General features: G+C 44.9%; 13 protein-coding genes and 1 other RNA gene. 9 read left to right on the top strand and 5 right to left on the bottom strand.

Going from position 1 to position 16941, the window contains the following annotated elements:
- Window positions 1-19: 19 nt before the first annotated feature.
- The 3 genes from HMPREF0999_RS14590 to ssrA all read left to right on the top strand — a co-directional run bounded on the left by HMPREF0999_RS14590 (window position 20) and on the right by ssrA (window position 3584).
- Window positions 20-2104, top strand: coding sequence for an ADP-ribosylglycohydrolase family protein (locus HMPREF0999_RS14590; RefSeq protein WP_005859348.1), 2085 nt, complete (start codon window positions 20-22; stop codon window positions 2102-2104).
- Window positions 2105-2298: 194 nt separating this feature from the next.
- Window positions 2299-2889, top strand: coding sequence for a hypothetical protein (locus HMPREF0999_RS14595; protein ID WP_009276242.1), 591 nt, complete (start codon window positions 2299-2301; stop codon window positions 2887-2889).
- Window positions 2890-3184: 295 nt separating this feature from the next.
- Window positions 3185-3584: a transfer-messenger RNA gene (ssrA, locus tag HMPREF0999_RS22025) on the top strand.
- A gap of 40 nt (window positions 3585-3624) precedes the next feature.
- On the opposite strand, the gene HMPREF0999_RS14600 is transcribed toward ssrA, so the two are convergent.
- The gene (locus tag HMPREF0999_RS14600) at window positions 3625-4446 is read right to left on the bottom strand and encodes a M23 family metallopeptidase (RefSeq protein ID WP_008771615.1); all 822 of its coding nucleotides are present in this window, start codon (window positions 4444-4446) and stop codon (window positions 3625-3627) included.
- 423 nt (window positions 4447-4869) lie between these two features.
- On the opposite strand from HMPREF0999_RS14600, the gene HMPREF0999_RS14605 reads away from it, so the two are divergent.
- The 4 genes from HMPREF0999_RS14605 to HMPREF0999_RS14620 all read left to right on the top strand — a co-directional run bounded on the left by HMPREF0999_RS14605 (window position 4870) and on the right by HMPREF0999_RS14620 (window position 8182).
- Window positions 4870-5172, top strand: a complete 303-nt coding sequence (locus HMPREF0999_RS14605; protein ID WP_005865121.1) for a transcriptional regulator — start codon at window positions 4870-4872, stop codon at window positions 5170-5172.
- A 249-nt stretch (window positions 5173-5421) separates the two neighbouring features.
- Window positions 5422-6417: a TRAP transporter substrate-binding protein gene (locus tag HMPREF0999_RS14610; protein ID WP_005855377.1), complete on the top strand. Its 996-nt coding sequence runs from the start codon at window positions 5422-5424 to the stop codon at window positions 6415-6417.
- Window positions 6401-6871 (top strand): TRAP transporter small permease, encoded by a 471-nt coding sequence (locus HMPREF0999_RS14615; RefSeq protein ID WP_009276244.1) that lies wholly within the window; start codon window positions 6401-6403, stop codon window positions 6869-6871. Before HMPREF0999_RS14610 ends, HMPREF0999_RS14615 begins: the two co-directional genes overlap by 17 nt.
- Window positions 6872-6883: 12 nt before the next feature.
- Complete coding sequence (locus tag HMPREF0999_RS14620; RefSeq protein ID WP_008780864.1) at window positions 6884-8182, top strand: TRAP transporter large permease; 1299 nt, start codon at window positions 6884-6886, stop codon at window positions 8180-8182.
- A gap of 178 nt (window positions 8183-8360) precedes the next feature.
- On the opposite strand, the gene uxuA is transcribed toward HMPREF0999_RS14620, so the two are convergent.
- From uxuA to HMPREF0999_RS14640, 4 genes are all read right to left on the bottom strand, one after another.
- Window positions 8361-9539, bottom strand: coding sequence for a mannonate dehydratase (gene uxuA, locus HMPREF0999_RS14625; protein WP_005865129.1), 1179 nt, complete (start codon window positions 9537-9539; stop codon window positions 8361-8363).
- Window positions 9540-9613: 74 nt separating this feature from the next.
- Complete coding sequence (locus HMPREF0999_RS14630; protein ID WP_005865131.1) at window positions 9614-10426, bottom strand: SDR family oxidoreductase; 813 nt, start codon at window positions 10424-10426, stop codon at window positions 9614-9616.
- Complete coding sequence (locus HMPREF0999_RS14635; RefSeq protein WP_009276245.1) at window positions 10426-11487, bottom strand: LacI family DNA-binding transcriptional regulator; 1062 nt, start codon at window positions 11485-11487, stop codon at window positions 10426-10428. Before HMPREF0999_RS14635 ends, HMPREF0999_RS14630 begins: the two co-directional genes overlap by 1 nt.
- 34 nt (window positions 11488-11521) lie before the next feature.
- Window positions 11522-12148: a hypothetical protein gene (locus HMPREF0999_RS14640; RefSeq protein WP_008780866.1), complete on the bottom strand. Its 627-nt coding sequence runs from the start codon at window positions 12146-12148 to the stop codon at window positions 11522-11524.
- Between the two features lie 301 nt (window positions 12149-12449).
- Here HMPREF0999_RS14640 and HMPREF0999_RS14645 point away from each other — a divergent pair, with 301 nt between their 5' ends.
- Window positions 12450-13661, top strand: a complete 1212-nt coding sequence (locus HMPREF0999_RS14645) for an efflux RND transporter periplasmic adaptor subunit (RefSeq protein ID WP_009276246.1) — start codon at window positions 12450-12452, stop codon at window positions 13659-13661.
- 55 nt (window positions 13662-13716) lie between these two features.
- Entirely contained in the window at window positions 13717-16938 is a 3222-nt protein-coding gene (locus HMPREF0999_RS14650; RefSeq protein ID WP_009276247.1) for an efflux RND transporter permease subunit, read from the top strand.
- The last annotated feature ends 3 nt before the right edge of the window (window positions 16939-16941 follow it).

Raw genomic sequence — 16941 nt, forward strand, 5'->3', positions numbered from 1 at the left:
TCTTTGTGTTAAAGAATTTATGTATAGAGAGAAGTTAGCCATGATGAAAAATACTTACAGAACTATCTATGGAGCGATTGCTGGTGATATTATAGGTTCGATGTATGAGTTTCGTTCTGTCAAGAGCAAAGACTTCGAGTTATTTCCGTATGGTGCCTGTTTTACAGACGATACGGTGATGACATTAGCTATCGCACGATGGCTAATGGAGGATGTCACCCGCTCAGAATACACGCTTGTAGACACTATGTGTGAATTTGGCAACCGTTATCCGGCTGTTGGCTACGGTGGCCTTTTCTGCAATTGGTTATGTAATGATCCAACCCCCTATAACTCATGGGGGAATGGTTCCGCTATGCGTGTTAGTGCGGTAGGCCTTGTTGCTAAGACTTTGGATGAATGCTTGCGCTTAGCGAAACAAACAGCCGCAGTATCACACAATCATCCGGAAGCTATAAAGGGAGCGCAGGCTGTAGCTGCAAGTATATTCATTGCGCTACATTGGACTGGGGAAATAGACGAATTAAAAGTACACATAAGAGATTTTGTTACCAATCAGTTCGAATATAACATGAACCGTACATTGAATGAGATTCGGCCCCGATATGAATTTGATGTATCTTGCCAAGGTAGCGTGCCTGAGGCTATCATCGCATTTTTAGAAGCCGATAGTTATGAAGATGCGATAAGAAATGCCGTGTCACTCGGTGGTGACGCTGATACGCAAGGTGCTATAGCTGGCGCAATAGCGGCTTGTGTTTATCCAATTCCTGAATACATTATTAAAGAGTGCCAGAAACGTTTATCCGATGATCTGTTGAAGGTCGTCATCCGTTTTGAGGATTATCTTGACAATGAATGGCAAAATAAGATTAGTTTGCCCTGTTCGTGCTTGCAACCCAAGCGTGAAACGGTTGAGCCTGAGAAATATGTAGATATTATACGAGACAATATTGATTTGATACACAAATCAATTAAAATCGCAGTGGTGATGGTTGCATTTATATTGGTCAAAATATTATGGGTTTACTGGTCGTGTACTGATAATGGTACATGGGAGGATGAGAAGGGGGAACTCATTCAACGTCGGGATTTCCTGATCGATCGTGTAGTAACTTCACCACGTGCGTTGTTGTGTGAAATGCCAGAAGGAATTGGAACGCAATTTCAAGGTGAGTGGGCGTTGTATTCTTGTTCAATGCTGGCGGCAGCCTTATTCAATATGTCGAAACTTTATCCCGAAACAAAAACAGAGAATCTAGAGAACATAGATAATCTTATTGAGATGGTACTTTCCTTTGAGTTGAGAAAATATGATGCTGAGCGTTGGGGCGAGGATCCTCTGGAAACATTGGATGGTGACAGGAGTCATATTTCATATATCAGTCATCTTGCGTGGATGATAAGCGAGTATAAGATGGCCGGAGGAAATGATAAATATAATAACTTGTTTGATGATCTTTGCGGAACTATGAATCGTCGGCTTCTTCGAAGTAAAAGTCTAAACTTACCAACATATCCAAGCGAATGTATATATGTCCCTGATATGCTTGTTGCGATTGTCGCACTGAATAATTACTCGAAATTAAACAAGGGAAAATATATTTCTACGGTACGTAAATGGGTACGAAAGGCTAAATCTGAATGGCTTGACAAAGAAACAGGCCTACTTGTCTCATTTTTGAGTGAGGATGGCATACCGTTTAAAGCCGCCCCGGTGAAAGGCTCGTACTCCGCATTAAACTGTCTATACCTCACGCAGATAGATTCAGTATTTGCAAGAGAGCAATATCATAGGCTCAAATCCCATTTTTTGCAATCAGGTTTATTGTCTGGTATACGGGAATATCATGATTATTCGTGTTGGTTGGGATTTGACATTGATGCAGGCCCGGTACTGTTCAACCTCAGTCCATCCGGAACAGCATTCGCTGTGGGGGCAGCAACATATTTCAATGACGTGAGAGTACGTAATAATTTCTTACGTACGGCGGAAATTGCAGGACATAGTGTGATGTGGAACAATACTCGACATTATTTACTAGCGGAAATAGCACTTGTTGGGGAATGTATCATGTTGGCAATGCGAACAACAACTCCATAGGAAAGAAATGGAACTTTATATGACCATGTGATTTAATTATAAGGGATAGCTGCCCTAAATAGAAATGTAAGTGTTATAGATCTATTTTATACAGAACCTTCGAGTGCAAAAGAATTGGATTGGATACGAGATTATGATAATTATAAAGAAGGAGTATGAATAAGGTAAAATAGTAGTTCTTAATTTGAGGCGTTATGATGTTTTTTTTATTAGTTAGTGTGATAGTTTGGGGTGGTGGGTTACTGGCTTTCATAATCCTTCTATTTTGGGCAAGGCCGGAGCGATGGACATTTAAGTCTTTTTGCCTTTGGTTGGCTACTTGGGTCTCATGGGTATGTTGTCCGCCTTTGTACGTGTGGATTGAGCGGAAATGGCGGTGGGCGAGTTGGAGAAGGTGTTCTTATGCGCTGTTATCCCCTATCTCTCTTATTAGCTTAATATATGTTTGCTCGTTTGTATCAGATATCGTCAATAAGCCGTATGGGAGCCGTATGGAGATCTCATACAAGGTAGGTGTAGGATTGCCAGCGTACGAGGTTATAGATCGCACCTATGGAAAAAAGTCGTTCACTTTGGACTATATTGATCGGATAGATATTAAGTTTGAACCGGGTCGTGAAACGGAGAGATTCTATTGGTGGATGAAGACGAATCCCCCGGCTCATTGGAGCATGTCGGAGGACGGTAGTTTTTACTTTAATGAGATTTCGGAAGATGGAACCTTCTTCACAATGCGTATAGATCCCCTGAAGGGTACGGCATGCATAGAATATGGAGTGTGGTAGATAACTGGGGTTCGATTGTCAGGGGGAGGCCCTGTACCTGTGGACGGCGGCGAGAGTCCTTTACCCCCCTTTGTTTTTCTTTTGGTGTTTGATTGTATAGGCTATAGTTACGTAATCGCTTAGCATCATATGTTGATTTATGTGTGTCTTTTGTATTATTGAGAATAATTCCTATCTTTGTACCAAAGAAAGCGATCATTTGAAGAATGAAGTTCTTTGATTTTGTTACCAGTTTGTTACCTATAACGGAAAATGTGTTCGCTTTCTTTTGATTTTTAATTAGTTACAAAACCATGGGGATGACCGGTTTTGACAGCGGGTAGAAGTGGTTTGTAAGCATGTAGTGCGTGGTTGGCTTGCACTTAAATCTCAGACAACGAACAATTAACTGGCGAAAATAATTACGCTCTCGCTGCTTAATCGAAGTATAGTAGATTCAAGCTTAATCCCTGCAAAAGTTGTGGGGACGTGACATCACCCGGATGCTGTGGCTCCGAAGCGTTCCGATCAGGTGGTGCAGCAATATCGGAGATAGTTTGAGATAAGCCTCGGGTCTCAGGCGAAACTTTAGAGGATAAGGGATGAGTGGGTGGCTTCGGTCTTGCTCTTCCCCGACAATGAAGGCGAAGATAAACATGTAGAAAGCAAATTAATTCCTCGTTTGGACGAGAGTTCGAATCTCTCCATCTCCACGGAATGAAAAAAGGTCTTACGGATTGTCCGTAAGACCTTTTTTCATTCATTGTAAACCCATTTATAAGGAGGTGGCGGTACGTATGGACCAGCCTTTTGATGGGGTAATATATCAACCGATTTGACGATTACGTTATTACCTTTCTGGGTACAAACCAGACATTTTGAACGTAATTTCCTCTTAGCCATGTTGAAGACGATATTCGGATTGAAATGAACTCCGTTTATACGAGTCTCAAAATGTAAATGCTCGGTAGTAGCCCTGCCGGTACGTCCGGTTAAGGCGATCGGTTGTCCGGCGAGAACACGATCTCCGGGTTTAACCAAGTTCTTGGAGTTGTGGCTATAGATCGTTTCCAGTCCATTATAATGGCGGACAACGATAACGTTGCCATAGGCGGCGAATGGTTTCGCCATCCTGACAATACCATCGAAAGCAGACACGATCGTATCGTTGGCACAAGTTTTGATATCTACTCCGGAATGATGTCTTCTCCTTCCCCCGTAAGGAGAGATCACGTTTCCATTAGGAAGGGGAAATGCGTATTCCCCGGCGGGGATCAAGGATAAATCAATAATTTCCGTGTTATTCTCATCGAATAGCTTGGGGTCCTTGATCGCTATCTGGCTTTTATCACGGGGCGTAAAGGCTTCCGTGATATCTTTTCTAGGAGAATGACAAACCGCTAGCTCCGGAGCTTCCGGCAACATGAAATTGAAATCCACGACGGGAAGAGGAATATTTGCCGTAGGGAAATCCACAGTTTCGGGAGGGGCCGGGCGTGGAGCAGGCTTTTGCGTACGGCAAGACGCAAATAAAATTAGCGTAAGAATGAGTATTCCATTGTGTATTTTAGATGCCATTAGATATTGTTTTACCACAAAAGTATAAAAAAGCCTCTTTCAATGGCCTATATTTCCGATATGTTTATACTTCTTTTTATTCTTTGTGTTTTTTCTGATAGTTGAATTTGCCTACCTTTGTAAAGGTAAAATGGAGATATTATACGATGATTGAGGGGACTAGTTTGTCTCTTTGGTCAGAGAGGATGACGATATTGTATTTGCTGGTATTTCTCTAAACTGAAAACGACCAATTTAAAGTACACAGAGAAATAGACAATGCGAATACACCTGTATTTGGTGTGTTCCTTTGCCTTATTTCTGTTGTGTACAAGGCATTTGGTCGTGCCGCAGTTTGACGGGTTTAAGGTAAAGTGTAACACACCTTTTCTCAGATGTGGGTTTATTTATGAGATAAGATTACCTTAAAAACGGCTTTTGTATATGAAAGAACAAAAGGAGATACATATCGGTTCGTTAATAAAAGAAAAAATGGAAGAGCGGGGACTTTCGGTTTCCGATTTTGCCCATGCGCTTCATTATGAACGTACCAATATTTATAAGATATTTAAGCGAAGCAGTATTGATGTTGATTTGTTACTGCGTATATCGGAAGTCTTAGCCTATGATTTCTTGCGGGAGGTGTATTTAGCGGACGAACCCCGGCGATATTCAATCACTATAGAAGCGGACAAGGAAGATATAGAGGAGATCCGTAAATGGTTGTTAGAGAAAAGGCGTGAATAAGTTTCACGCTTTCGTGAAATAAGATCACGGTCGATATAAGACCGGTCACTTTGATTGTTTCTACATTTGACCGTCTCGATGTTTCATCATAACATTAGAGAAATAGGTTAAATCAAGGCCGTGCTCTTCTTGTTCCGTATGTGAATATAGGCAGGAAGAAAGCGGCCACTTTTTTCTTCTGTGTACGTGCACAATTCGATTATTTCCTTTATATTTGTCGATAAACAACGAATTGTTAACATTTCTAATATGAAAGTTCTAAAGACTGCCCTGCTATTCCTGATGTGCGTATCTTTCTCCTTCTCCTGTAAGGAAGGGGTAAAGGAAGTAAGGGTGCTGAAACTGGCACACGGATTGCCCCCCAGCCATTCCGTCCATTTAGGATTGCTCTATATGAACGAGCGTCTGAAAGAGTTGTCCGGAGGAAAGATGAGCATGGACATTTATTCTTCCGCTCAATTGGGATCCGAAAATCAATGTATAGAGTTGCTTCAAATAGGAAGTCTCGATATCACGAAAGTTTCCTCCGCCGCGTTGGAAGGATTTGCCGATCCGTTTAAGGTATTTGGCATACCTTATCTATTCCGTTCCCGTGAGCAGTTTTTCGAGGTGTTGGATGGTTCGGTAGGTAAACAGATATTGGGATCAACGGAACCTTATTGGTTTAGGGGACTCGCTTATTTTGACTCGGGGGCCCGTAGCTTTTATACGGTAAACAAGCAGATTCGTACTCCCGAGGATCTGAAAGGACTGAAGATCCGTGTGCAAAAGAGCCCGATAGCCGTGGAGATGATGAAGACATTCGGAGGTTCGGCTACTCCCGTGGATTGGGGTGAATTGTATACGGCCTTACAAAGTAATGTCGTGGATGGAGCCGAGAATAATACGCCTTCCGTGACAACAGCGTTCCATCATGAGGTGGTAAAATACTATTCAGTCAATGAGCACACGATGTGTCCGGACGTGATCATCATTAGTTTGGCTACTTGGCAGAAGCTGACGGAACAAGAACGTAATTGGCTGCGGCAGGCCGCTGACGCCGCCGCTATTTATCAACGGAAACTTTGGGCGGAGCAAGAGAAGCAATCGCTAGAGGAGATGGAAGCGCACGGAGTGGAAATTATTTACCCGGATAAGCAGCCGTTTATGGATGCCGCCGCCCCGATGATCGAGCGGTTTAAGAATGATCCGGTTTTTCATGATTTAATCGATCAAATACAGAATACCCATGAGAAAGATAATTGATAAAGGATTGGAGCTATCGTTGATTTTCTTGATGGCTTTCTTGGTCGTGGATGTGTTATGGCAGGTATTAAGCCGGTATATTCTGGTTTCCCCGAGTTCCGTGACAGATGAATTGGCCGGATATTTATTGATCTGGGTGGGATTGCTGGGGGCCGCTTATGTATCCGGTAAAAATGAGCATCTAGCGATCGATTTATTACTTCAACATATACGTCCTTCCCGCAGGAAGCTCTTGCGATTGTTTATCTTCTTGATCGTATTTTTATTCGCTGTATTTGTATTGATCGTAGGTGGGACTTGGCTGGTATACACTCGTTTTCATTTGGGAGTTACTTCGGCTTCCTTAGAGATTAATTTAGGATATGTGTATTTGGCATTGCCGCTAGGAGGATTGCTTACCGCTTATTATGCGGTAGATAACGCGATCACCTTATTTCGTTCCTCTAATTCTTAAAAGACTGATGATATGGATATTATAGGTATACTCGTATTAGTGATAAGTTTCTTTTTCCTGCTGGTGGTCGGGGTTCCGGTAGCGTATAGCATCGGCGTGGCGGGTATATTGACGATGCTCGTGAATATAGACTCGCTTCCCGCCCTTACGACTTACGCGATGCGTATGGCTTCGGGTCTGGACAGTTTCGCTCTGCTGGCGATCCCGTTTTTTATATTGGCGGGGAATATCATGAATAGCGGAGGTATCGCCTTGCGCTTGATCGATTTCGCCAAGGTGCTGGTCGGACGGTTACCCGGAGGACTGGCGGTAGTCAATGTCGTGGCGAATATGTTATTCGGGGCGATCAGTGGCTCTGCCGCCGCCGCTGCCTCTGCTATCGGGAGTATTATGACACCGGAGATGAAAAAGGCCGGTTACGATCCGAATTTCAGTGCCGCCGTAAATATCTCTTCCGCCACTACCGGCATGACGATACCTCCGAGTAATGTCTTGATCGTTTACTCCTTGGCGAGTGGTGGAGTCTCTGTATCCGCCTTGTTTATGGCTGGTTATCTACCGGGAATTCTTACGGGAGTGGCGATCATGATCGTAGCCGCTATGTTTGCCGCACGAAAGGGGTATCCGGTTGGCGTACGTGTTCCGTTCTCGGAGGCGACAAGGGTATTTTTCAGGGCGATCCCTAGTTTGATGCTATTGGTGATCGTGATCGGAGGAATCTTGGCGGGACTGTTTACGGCGACCGAGGCTTCGGCGATCGCTGTATTGTATGCGTTAATCCTCTCTTTTATCTATAAAGAACTTACTTGGGCTAAATTGCCGCAAGTGTTATTGCGATCGGCCAAGACTACGGCTATCGTCCTTCTTTTGGTGGCGACTTGTACGGGCTTATCTTGGATCATGAGCTATGAGAATATTCCTCAAACGGTAAGTGCCGCTCTGCTGAGCATAAGCGACAATCCGGTGGTCATCTTGATACTTATCAACGTGATCCTATTGATTGTCGGGATCTTTATGGACATGACGCCCGCTGTATTGATCTTTACCCCGATCTTCCTGCCGATAGCGACGGGGCAATTAGGGATGGACCCGGTACATTTCGGGATCATGATGGTGTTGAACCTTTGTGTGGGATTGTGTACGCCACCGGTGGGTTCGGTATTGTTTATCGGATGTAGCGTGGCGGGGACAAAGATCGATCAGGTGATCCGTCCGTTGCTGCCGATGTTTGCGGCGATGGTTATCGTCTTGTTCTTGGTGGCGTTCTTGCCGGATTTAAGCTTATTGATTCCCCGGTTGTTCGGTTTGTGATGTTCCTCCATAGGGTCGAGGTAGCCTTGTGCTATAAATAGGGCAGTACTCTGTACGAAGTATTCCAGTACTTACGTGCTGAGTACCGCAATACTTCGTGCAGAGTACTGTAGTACTTCAGTCACAGTACTGCGGTACTTCGTACACAGTACTGCGCTAACTGTAAGACGCTATCTTTTTAATGTCCTTTGAACAGGGATAAGGCGATACCCATCTCCAATCCCCGTAGCTCGGCCAGACCCCGTAAACGTCCGATGCAGGAGTAGCCCGGGTTGGTTTTCTTCTTTAGGTCGTCTATCATTTGATGTCCATGATCCGGTCGCATGGCGATGGAGCATTGGCGGCGTTGCTGCAATTCAAGGAAGGCTTTCATGACACCATACATGTCCACATCGCCCTCCAGATGGTTCGCCTCGAAAAAATTACCCTCCGAGTCTCGTTGCGTGCTGCGGAAATGAACGAAATCGATCCGATCCCCGTAACGTTCCATGATCCCGGCCAAGTCGTTATCACTTCTGACACCGAAAGAACCTGTGCATAGGCAAAGCCCGTTGCTAGGATTCGGCACGGCCTCTATTAACTTCCGGAAATCATCTTCCGTGCTCAAGATACGGGGAAGCCCGAGAATGGAATAGGGGGGATCATCCGGATGGATAACGAGCTTGACACCGGCCTCGTCCGCCACGGGAGCTATTTCCCGTAAGAAATAGATCAGGTTCGAGCGAAGTCTCTCCGCATCGATATCTTTATAACGGTCTAACGCTTCCCTAAACTGCTCGATCGTAAAAGTCTCTTCCGAGCCGGGTAGTCCGGCGATCATATTGCGAACCAACAGCTGGCGGTCTTCCTCGCTCATAGCGTCATAGCGTGCCTTGGCTTTCGCCTTGTCCGCCTCCGTATATTCGGCTTCCGCCGCCGGTCGTTTCAATATGAATAAGTCGAACGCCATAAAAGCCGCGCGTTCAAAGCGCAAGGCTTTGGAGCCATCCGGCATCGTATAAGCCAAATCGGTACGAGTCCAGTCCAATACCGGCATGAAGTTGTAAGTAACTACCCGGATATCGCAAGCTCCCAGATTACGGATGCTTTGTTTGTAGTTCTCTATATAGGTTTGAAAATCCCCGGTTTGCGTCTTGATATGCTCGTGTACGGGCACACTCTCAACCACACTCCACCGTAATCCGGCGGATTCGATCAAGGCTTTCCGCTTTTGAATCTCTTCCGTAGTCCAAACTTCCCCGTTCGGGATATGGTGCAACGCATTTACGATACCGGTGGCACCCGCCTGACGGATGTCCCAAAGGCTGACAGGATCATTCGGTCCGTACCAACGCCAAGTTTGCTCACATAGATACATAATGAATAATTTTTAAATTTATCAATGTGCCAATATGCCAATGCGGTTTGATGCATGGCTGGTTGGCACATTATTTAGATGGAGAAAGCGTCGAAACCTCCGTCTATGGGGATCACGGTACCGGTTACGAATGCGGAGGCGTCGCTCGCCAGCCATTGTAAAGTACCGAGTAACTCCTCCGGTTTTCCTAAGCGGCGGAACGGCGTGTGCGCGACGATCGTGTTGCAACGATCACTAGGTGATCCATCCGGATTGCTCATCAATGCCCGGTTCTGCTCGGTAAGGAAGAATCCCGGTGCCATGGCGTTTACTCGCAGGCCCTCTCCGAATTTAATCGCTAGCTCCCCGGCCATGTATTGCGTGAAATTGTTGATAGCGGCTTTCGCGCATCCATAGCCAACTACACGAGTCAATGGGCGTAGGGACGATTCGGACGAGATATTAATAATGCTTCCTTTCCCTTGCCCCACCATGACCTCGGCGAAGACCATTGTCGGCAGTACGGTCCCGAATAAGTTCAGGTCCACGACCGTCCGGAAAGCATCGATATCCAGATCAAAGATCGTCTTGTCGGGAGGAATCGTCGCTCCGGCTTGGTTACCACCCGCCAAATTGACTAAAACATCAATCTTCCCATATGCTTTCAATATCTCTTGCTTGTTTTGCTCCAGCAAGGCTTTATCCAGTACGTTTGAAACCAAGAATAAGGCCTCGCCCCCTTCCGCTTTAATCTCACCAACCAAGGCAGATCCTTTTTGCTCGTTTCGTCCGAGGATTACGACGTACGCGCCTTCTCTCGCCAAGTGTTTGGCCATGCAGGCTCCTAATATACCATAGCCTCCGGTCAACAAAATCACTTTCTCTTTTACGCTAAATAAGGAGTTCATCAGATATAATTATTGTAGTATTGTATATTTTCCTTTACCAAGATATCAATCGGCATATAATTGACAGGCTCAATTTTCTCCTTAAGGATCAAATGCCTGAAAAGTGCCTTGATACAATGATATCCTTGTACCTCCGGTCGCTGGGCGATCAAATGCGTGATCAAGCCGTTTTCCAGATAACGGACGTTCGGTTCTATCACGTCGTAGCCAAGAAGTTTGAAAGGATAGTCCGGCCGTTCGCTACTTAGATAATCTCCAAGGAAATGGGCCCTCGAATTAAAGATGATACCGATTCTTACTTGAGGATATTTGTCGAAGAAAGTATTCAGTAGTCTCGTATTCTCTTCTCGGTCATCTGCGTGCACATGCAGCAAATGAATCTTTCCCTTGAATGAGGTATTGGCGAGATAATCCCGGAATCCTTCCTCTCGCTTCTGCACTTGCGTAGAACATGAATCCCCCTTACGGGTAAAACGGAAAATCACTAGATCGTCCTCTTCACGGATTTGCTCGAATAAAAGGCGTCCCGCTATATACCCCGAATCATATGAATGCGTTCCGTAGTAAGAGATACAATTCGTGTGGTCGATAAAAGAATCGATTAATATATAAGGAATACCTTTCAGGTCTAGCCGCTGGGTCAAGGTCAAGACACTTTGCTTGAATAATGTAGCGATGATAACCCCTTGGCAATCCGCGGTCTCAATCTTCGGGATTAATTCGTCGAAACTGTTGCTATCGTATTGGTCAAAATAGATTTGCTCGACGTCTATATTATAGCTAAACAATTCCCGTTCCGCTTTCTCTATCCCTTGGCTTAGTTTCGCCCAGTATTCCCCTTCATGGAAAGAAGGGATCAAAGCGATGAAATGATATTTTTTCTTCAACGCTAAAGAACGGGCTATCAGATTTGGTTGATAGTCAATTTCTTTTAAGACTTTCTCCACCTTTTTCCGTGCGTCCTCCGATACCTTTCCCCGCTCATGTAAAATGCGGTCTACCGTACCGGTTGATACGCCGGATAATTCGGCGATATCTTTTATCCTGTAATTTTTATTCATGGTATAGATTGTAGTGTGTATTCGTCCTCTCTGCTTATTCGAGTATTTGAAGAGGAGTGTTCAATTTACGGAAAACGTAGCCATACATCATATAGATAAGAGGAACGGCGACGAAAATTCCGATACCGAACAAAATACATCCTAATATCAGGATCCCGATCATAACCAACGCCAGAATGAACAGAGGCAATACTTGTCCTTTCGTTATCTCCCAGCTTTTATGCAAAGACTCGATAATCCCGGCGTTTTCCTCGATAATAAAGGCTTGGAAGAACTGAAGGCGCAATGCCAGATAAATACCGGGGATGATAAAAAATAAGAAACCCGCCAATACGACAAATCCCGTGATAAGACTCGCTAGAAAGTAGGTGATGATATTCTTTGTCTGTTGTCCATATGCGGAAAACTGAGGTTCTTCCCCATCCAACGCCTGAAATATATTTTTCATATATCCTAAGGAGAAAATAATGGAGAATAACGCGCTGATCACGTTTACGATGATTTTACCGATAATAGAACTTTGCATGGGCATCGCGAACGCTGTCAGCGTGAAAGACAAGATACAATATCCGATTAATAATCCGGCTAATATCCATAGTTGCGACTTCGTTCCCTTCCATGCGGTACTGAATACTTCTGATATTATAAATTTAGGTTCCATAATGTATAATATTTGTTTATTGTGTGTGGACACAAATGTAAAATATATTGTTGAAAAAAACAATTTTATTTTCGTTTGAAACCAAAATAGATGTATTTCAACAGGTGCTTCCTTCTAAGTGCTATTAATTTAGGTGAAAAAGATAAGTAGGAAACAGAAAATCGTGTAAAAAGTTTCTACATTTGTAGGATGAAACAGCGAGTAAAGACCCTATTGTGTGAATAGATGTAAAAGATCTCCACTTGGGTTAGAAAGAGAAGGTAACTGAAAAACAGCCTTGAATATATAATTATATACAAATATGGATAAACGAATGCTGAAAATTACGATTACTCAGTTAAGGCAGATCGCATTGTTTGCGGTTGGTATGTCTTTATTAACTGCCTGTGGAAACAGTCAGAGTGGTATGAAATTAGGGGATGCTGAGTTCGCTGTGATGGCGGTCAATTCAACGACTAGCGACCAAACAACATCCTATCCGGCTACCATCAAAGGTACGCAGGATATCGAAGTCCGTCCTCAAGTTTCTGGATTTATCGTGAAATTATGTGTGGATGAGGGAGCTACGGTTCGTAAAGGACAGGCGTTGTTCCAAATTGATCCTACGCAGTACGCTGCTGCGGTAGGTCAGGCTAAGGCCGCGGTCGAGATGGCGAAGGCAAACGTAAGCACTTTAACATTGACCGAGAGGAATAAGAAGACTTTGTTTGATCAGAAAATCATCAGTGATTTCGAGTATCAAACAGCCGTGAACCAGCTGATGTCGGCAAAAGCGAGCTTGGCGCAGGCAGAGGCTCAATTGGTGAGCGCTAACCAGAACTTATCTTTCTGTACGGTTACAAGTCCCTCGAACGGTGTTGTCGGTACATTCCCGTATCGTGTAGGTAGCTTGGTAAGCGCTTCGATCGCTCAACCGCTGACTACCGTATCTGAGATCGGTGATATGTATGTGTATTTCTCTATGACGGAAAAGGAGTTATTGGCATTGACGAAAGCCGGTGGTACCTTGAAAGAGCAATTAGAGAAGATGCCGGCCGTAAGACTGCAATTGGCGGATGGCTCTACGTACCATCATGAGGGTAAGATTGATGCCGTGAGCGGTGTTATCGATCAATCTACCGGTTCTGTAAGCATGCGTGCTATTTTCTCTAACGAGGGAAATGTCTTACGAAGCGGTGGTACTGGTAATATTATCTTCCCGTATACGATGAACGATATCATTACGATCCCTCAATCGGCTACCGTGGAGATCCAGGATAAGAAGTTCGTATTTGTATTGCAGTCTGATAATACGGTGAAGAATACGGAGATCAAGGTTTCCAATTTGGATGATGGTAAGAACTATTTAGTAACAAATGGCTTGAAGTCTGGCGATAAGATTGTCGTGGAAGGCGTACAGATCTTGAAAGACGGTCAAGAGATCCAGCCGATTACTCGTGAGCAACAAAAAGCAAAGTACGATCAGGCCTTGAAAGACCAGCATGACGGTAATTTGCAGACCGCTTTTAATTAATATGTAATCATAGAATAAGACAAATATTCGCTTTTGTCGAGTAAAAACGAAAAACATGAAATTAGATAGATTTATAAACCGCCCGGTGCTCTCCACGGTGATTTCCATCTTGATTGTCATCTTGGGTTTCCTAGGCTTGATTTCCTTGCCGGTTACCCAATATCCGGATATCGCCCCTCCAACCGTATCGGTGAGAGCCACTTATACGGGTGCTAACGCGCAAACCGTATTGAATAGTGTGATTGCGCCTTTGGAGGACCAGATCAATGGTGTTGAGAACATGATGTACATGAGTTCTACCGCCTCGAATAACGGTTCCGCGGAAATTTCCATTTATTTTACGCAGGGAACAGACCCGGATATGGCGGCTGTAAACGTGCAGAACCGTGTGTCTATGGCTCAAGGTTTGTTGCCTGCCGAGGTAACGCAGATTGGTGTGACTACCCAGAAACGCCAGAACTCTATGTTGTTGGTATTTTCTGTATTTGCCGAGGACGATCGTTATGACTCTGAGTTTTTGGAGAATTACGCGAAGATTAACTTGATTCCGGAAGTGCAGCGTGTACATGGTGTAGGTGACGCGAACGTGTTGGGTACGGATTACTCCATGCGTATTTGGTTGAAGCCGGATGTGATGGCTCAATATAAATTAAGTCCGAGCGATGTGACCGTAGCTTTGTCTGAACAAAACGTAGAGGCGGCTCCGGGTTCGTTTGGCGAAAGGGGTAATCAGTCCTTTCAATATACGATTCGCTACAAAGGACGTTTGCAGGAGGCGAATGAGTTTGAGCAGATCGTTGTAAAGGCGTTGCCGGATGGTGAGGTCTTGCGTTTGAAAGATATCGCCGATATCGAGTTGGGGCGTTTGACTTACAACTTTATCAACCGTGTAAATGGTCACGACGCCGTTACCTGTATCGTTTACCAGATGCCGGGAACCAACGCTACGGAAACAATTAGTAACATTGAAACCTTGCTGGAGGAAACCCAGTTGACAATGCCTCCCGGAATGAAGGTGAATGTTTCCATGAATGCCAATGACTTCTTGTTCGCTTCTATCCATGAGGTAATTAAGACTTTGTTGGAGGCGTTCGTATTGGTGTTTATCGTGGTATATGTGTTCTTGCAGGATTTGCGTTCTACGTTGATTCCGGCTATCGCTATCCCGGTTGCCTTGATCGGTACCTTCTTTATGTTATCCTTGATCGGATTTAGTATCAACTTGTTGACTCTTTGTGCTATGGTGCTTGCCATCGCTATTGTGGTCGATGATGCGATCGTCGTCGTCGAGGGTGTCCATGCCAAGTTGGACCAAGGGTACAAGTCGGCGAAACTCGCTTCTATCGATGCCATGAGTGAGTTGGGTGGCGCTATCGTCTCCATTACGTTGGTCATGATGTCCGTGTTTATTCCCGTAAGTTTCATGGGAGGTACAGCCGGTACGTTCTATCGCCAGTTTGGTCTGACGATGGCGATCGCTATCGGTTTGTCCGCTTTGAACGCCTTGACATTGAGTCCCGCCTTGTGTGCGATATTCCTGAAACCGCATGATGAGGAGCATAAAGAAAAGAAAACGACATTTATTTCCCGTTTCCATACCTCATTCAATGCGGCTTACGATTCTTTGCTAGCTAAGTATAAGAAGCAGGTCGTGTTTTTTATCCAGAAGAAATGGCTTTCATTCGGTATTGTCGCCGGTTGTATCGCCGTATTGGTATTCTTGATGCAGGTTACGCCTACCGGTATGGTGCCGAACGAGGATACGGGTACGATCATGGGTGCCGTTACGTTACCACCGGGAACTTCCCAGGAGCGTACCTATGAGGTGATGAATAAGGTCGATAGTTTGATCGCTGCGGATCCGGCGGTAGAGTCGCGTACGGCGGTTGTTGGTTTCAGTTTTATCGGTGGTCAAGGACCTTCTTACGGCTCATTTATCATCAAGTTGAAAGACTGGGAAGACCGTTCTATGATGCAGAACTCGGATATCGTATATGGTAGTTTGTTCATGCGTGCCCAAAAGATCGTGAAAGACGCTCAGGTATTGTTCTTTACGCCGCCTATGATCCCGGGTTACTCCGCATCTAGTGATATCGAGTTGAATATGCAGGATAAGACCGGTGGTGAGTTGGATCGTTTCTTTGATATCTCCAAGGAATATATGGCCGCTCTGACGGCACGTCCGGAGATCAAGTCCGCTCAATCTACGTTTAACCCGAACTTCCCGCAATATGAGATCGATATCGACGCTGCCGCCTGTAAGAAAGCCGGTATCAGTCCGAAGGACATCTTGTCTACCTTGCAGGGATATTATGGTGGTTTATATGCCTCTAACTTCAACCGTTTCGGTAAGATGTACCGTGTAATGGTGCAAGCGGATCCCGATTTGCGTAAGAATATGGAGTCCATGAAGAACATCAAGGTAAAGAGTGGTAACGATATGGCTCCGATTTCTCAGTTCATTACGATGAAGAAGGTATATGGCCCGGATATCATCAGCCGTTTCAATATGTATACCGCCATCAAGGTCATGGTTGCCCCGGCGGATGGTTATACCAGTGGTCAGGCGTTGAAAGCGATTGACGAGGTGGCTAAGACAACGCTTCCGGCAGGTTTCGACTATGAGTTAGGTGGTATGGCGCGTGAGGAAGCAAGTACGAGTGGTAGTACGACGGCTTTGATCTTCTTGCTGTGTTTCGTATTCGTTTACTTGCTGTTGAGTGCGCAGTATGAGAGTTACATCCTTCCTTTGTCCGTATTGCTCTCCGTGCCGTTCGGTTTGATGGGTAGCTTCTTGTTCGTCCAAGGTTGGGCCGCTTTGGGAAATATCCCGGCGTTGAAGATGATCGTAGGAACCATGTCTAACAATATCTATATGCAGATCGCCTTGATCATGTTGGTAGGTTTGTTGGCGAAGAACGCTATCTTGATCGTAGAGTTCGCTTTGGAACGTCGTCGTATGGGTATGAGTATCACATGGGCTGCCGTGTTAGGAGCCGCCGCCCGTTTGCGTCCGATCTTGATGACCTCATTGGCGATGGTGGTCGGATTGTTGCCTATGATGTTCGCATTCGGAGTAGGAGCGCACGGTAACCGTACATTGGGTACAGCGGCTATCGGCGGTATGTTCATCGGTATGATCTTCCAGATCTTTATTGTTCCGGTTTTGTTCGTGGTATTCCAGTACTTACAGGAGAAATTCAAGCCGATCGAATGGGAAGATTTGGATAACAGCGATATGAGTACGGAAATAGAACAGTACGCTAAAATAAAATAAGAG

This window comes from Parabacteroides sp. D25 (assembly GCF_000307475.1).
Classification (GTDB): domain Bacteria; phylum Bacteroidota; class Bacteroidia; order Bacteroidales; family Tannerellaceae; genus Parabacteroides; species Parabacteroides distasonis.

What these genes read in the sequence shown, in the direction of transcription:
- HMPREF0999_RS14590 (WP_005859348.1), top strand. Translation starts at nt 20, where the DNA reads ATGTATAGAGAGAAGTTAGCCATGATGAAAAATACTTACAGAACTATC.
- HMPREF0999_RS14595 (WP_009276242.1), top strand. Translation starts at nt 2,299, where the DNA reads ATGATGTTTTTTTTATTAGTTAGTGTGATAGTTTGGGGTGGTGGGTTA.
- HMPREF0999_RS14600 (WP_008771615.1), bottom strand. Translation starts at nt 4,446, where the DNA reads ATGGCATCTAAAATACACAATGGAATACTCATTCTTACGCTAATTTTA.
- HMPREF0999_RS14605 (WP_005865121.1), top strand. Translation starts at nt 4,870, where the DNA reads ATGAAAGAACAAAAGGAGATACATATCGGTTCGTTAATAAAAGAAAAA.
- HMPREF0999_RS14610 (WP_005855377.1), top strand. Translation starts at nt 5,422, where the DNA reads ATGAAAGTTCTAAAGACTGCCCTGCTATTCCTGATGTGCGTATCTTTC.
- HMPREF0999_RS14615 (WP_009276244.1), top strand. Translation starts at nt 6,401, where the DNA reads ATGAGAAAGATAATTGATAAAGGATTGGAGCTATCGTTGATTTTCTTG.
- HMPREF0999_RS14620 (WP_008780864.1), top strand. Translation starts at nt 6,884, where the DNA reads ATGGATATTATAGGTATACTCGTATTAGTGATAAGTTTCTTTTTCCTG.
- uxuA (WP_005865129.1), bottom strand. Translation starts at nt 9,539, where the DNA reads ATGTATCTATGTGAGCAAACTTGGCGTTGGTACGGACCGAATGATCCT.
- HMPREF0999_RS14630 (WP_005865131.1), bottom strand. Translation starts at nt 10,426, where the DNA reads ATGAACTCCTTATTTAGCGTAAAAGAGAAAGTGATTTTGTTGACCGGA.
- HMPREF0999_RS14635 (WP_009276245.1), bottom strand. Translation starts at nt 11,487, where the DNA reads ATGAATAAAAATTACAGGATAAAAGATATCGCCGAATTATCCGGCGTA.
- HMPREF0999_RS14640 (WP_008780866.1), bottom strand. Translation starts at nt 12,148, where the DNA reads ATGGAACCTAAATTTATAATATCAGAAGTATTCAGTACCGCATGGAAG.
- HMPREF0999_RS14645 (WP_009276246.1), top strand. Translation starts at nt 12,450, where the DNA reads ATGGATAAACGAATGCTGAAAATTACGATTACTCAGTTAAGGCAGATC.
- HMPREF0999_RS14650 (WP_009276247.1), top strand. Translation starts at nt 13,717, where the DNA reads ATGAAATTAGATAGATTTATAAACCGCCCGGTGCTCTCCACGGTGATT.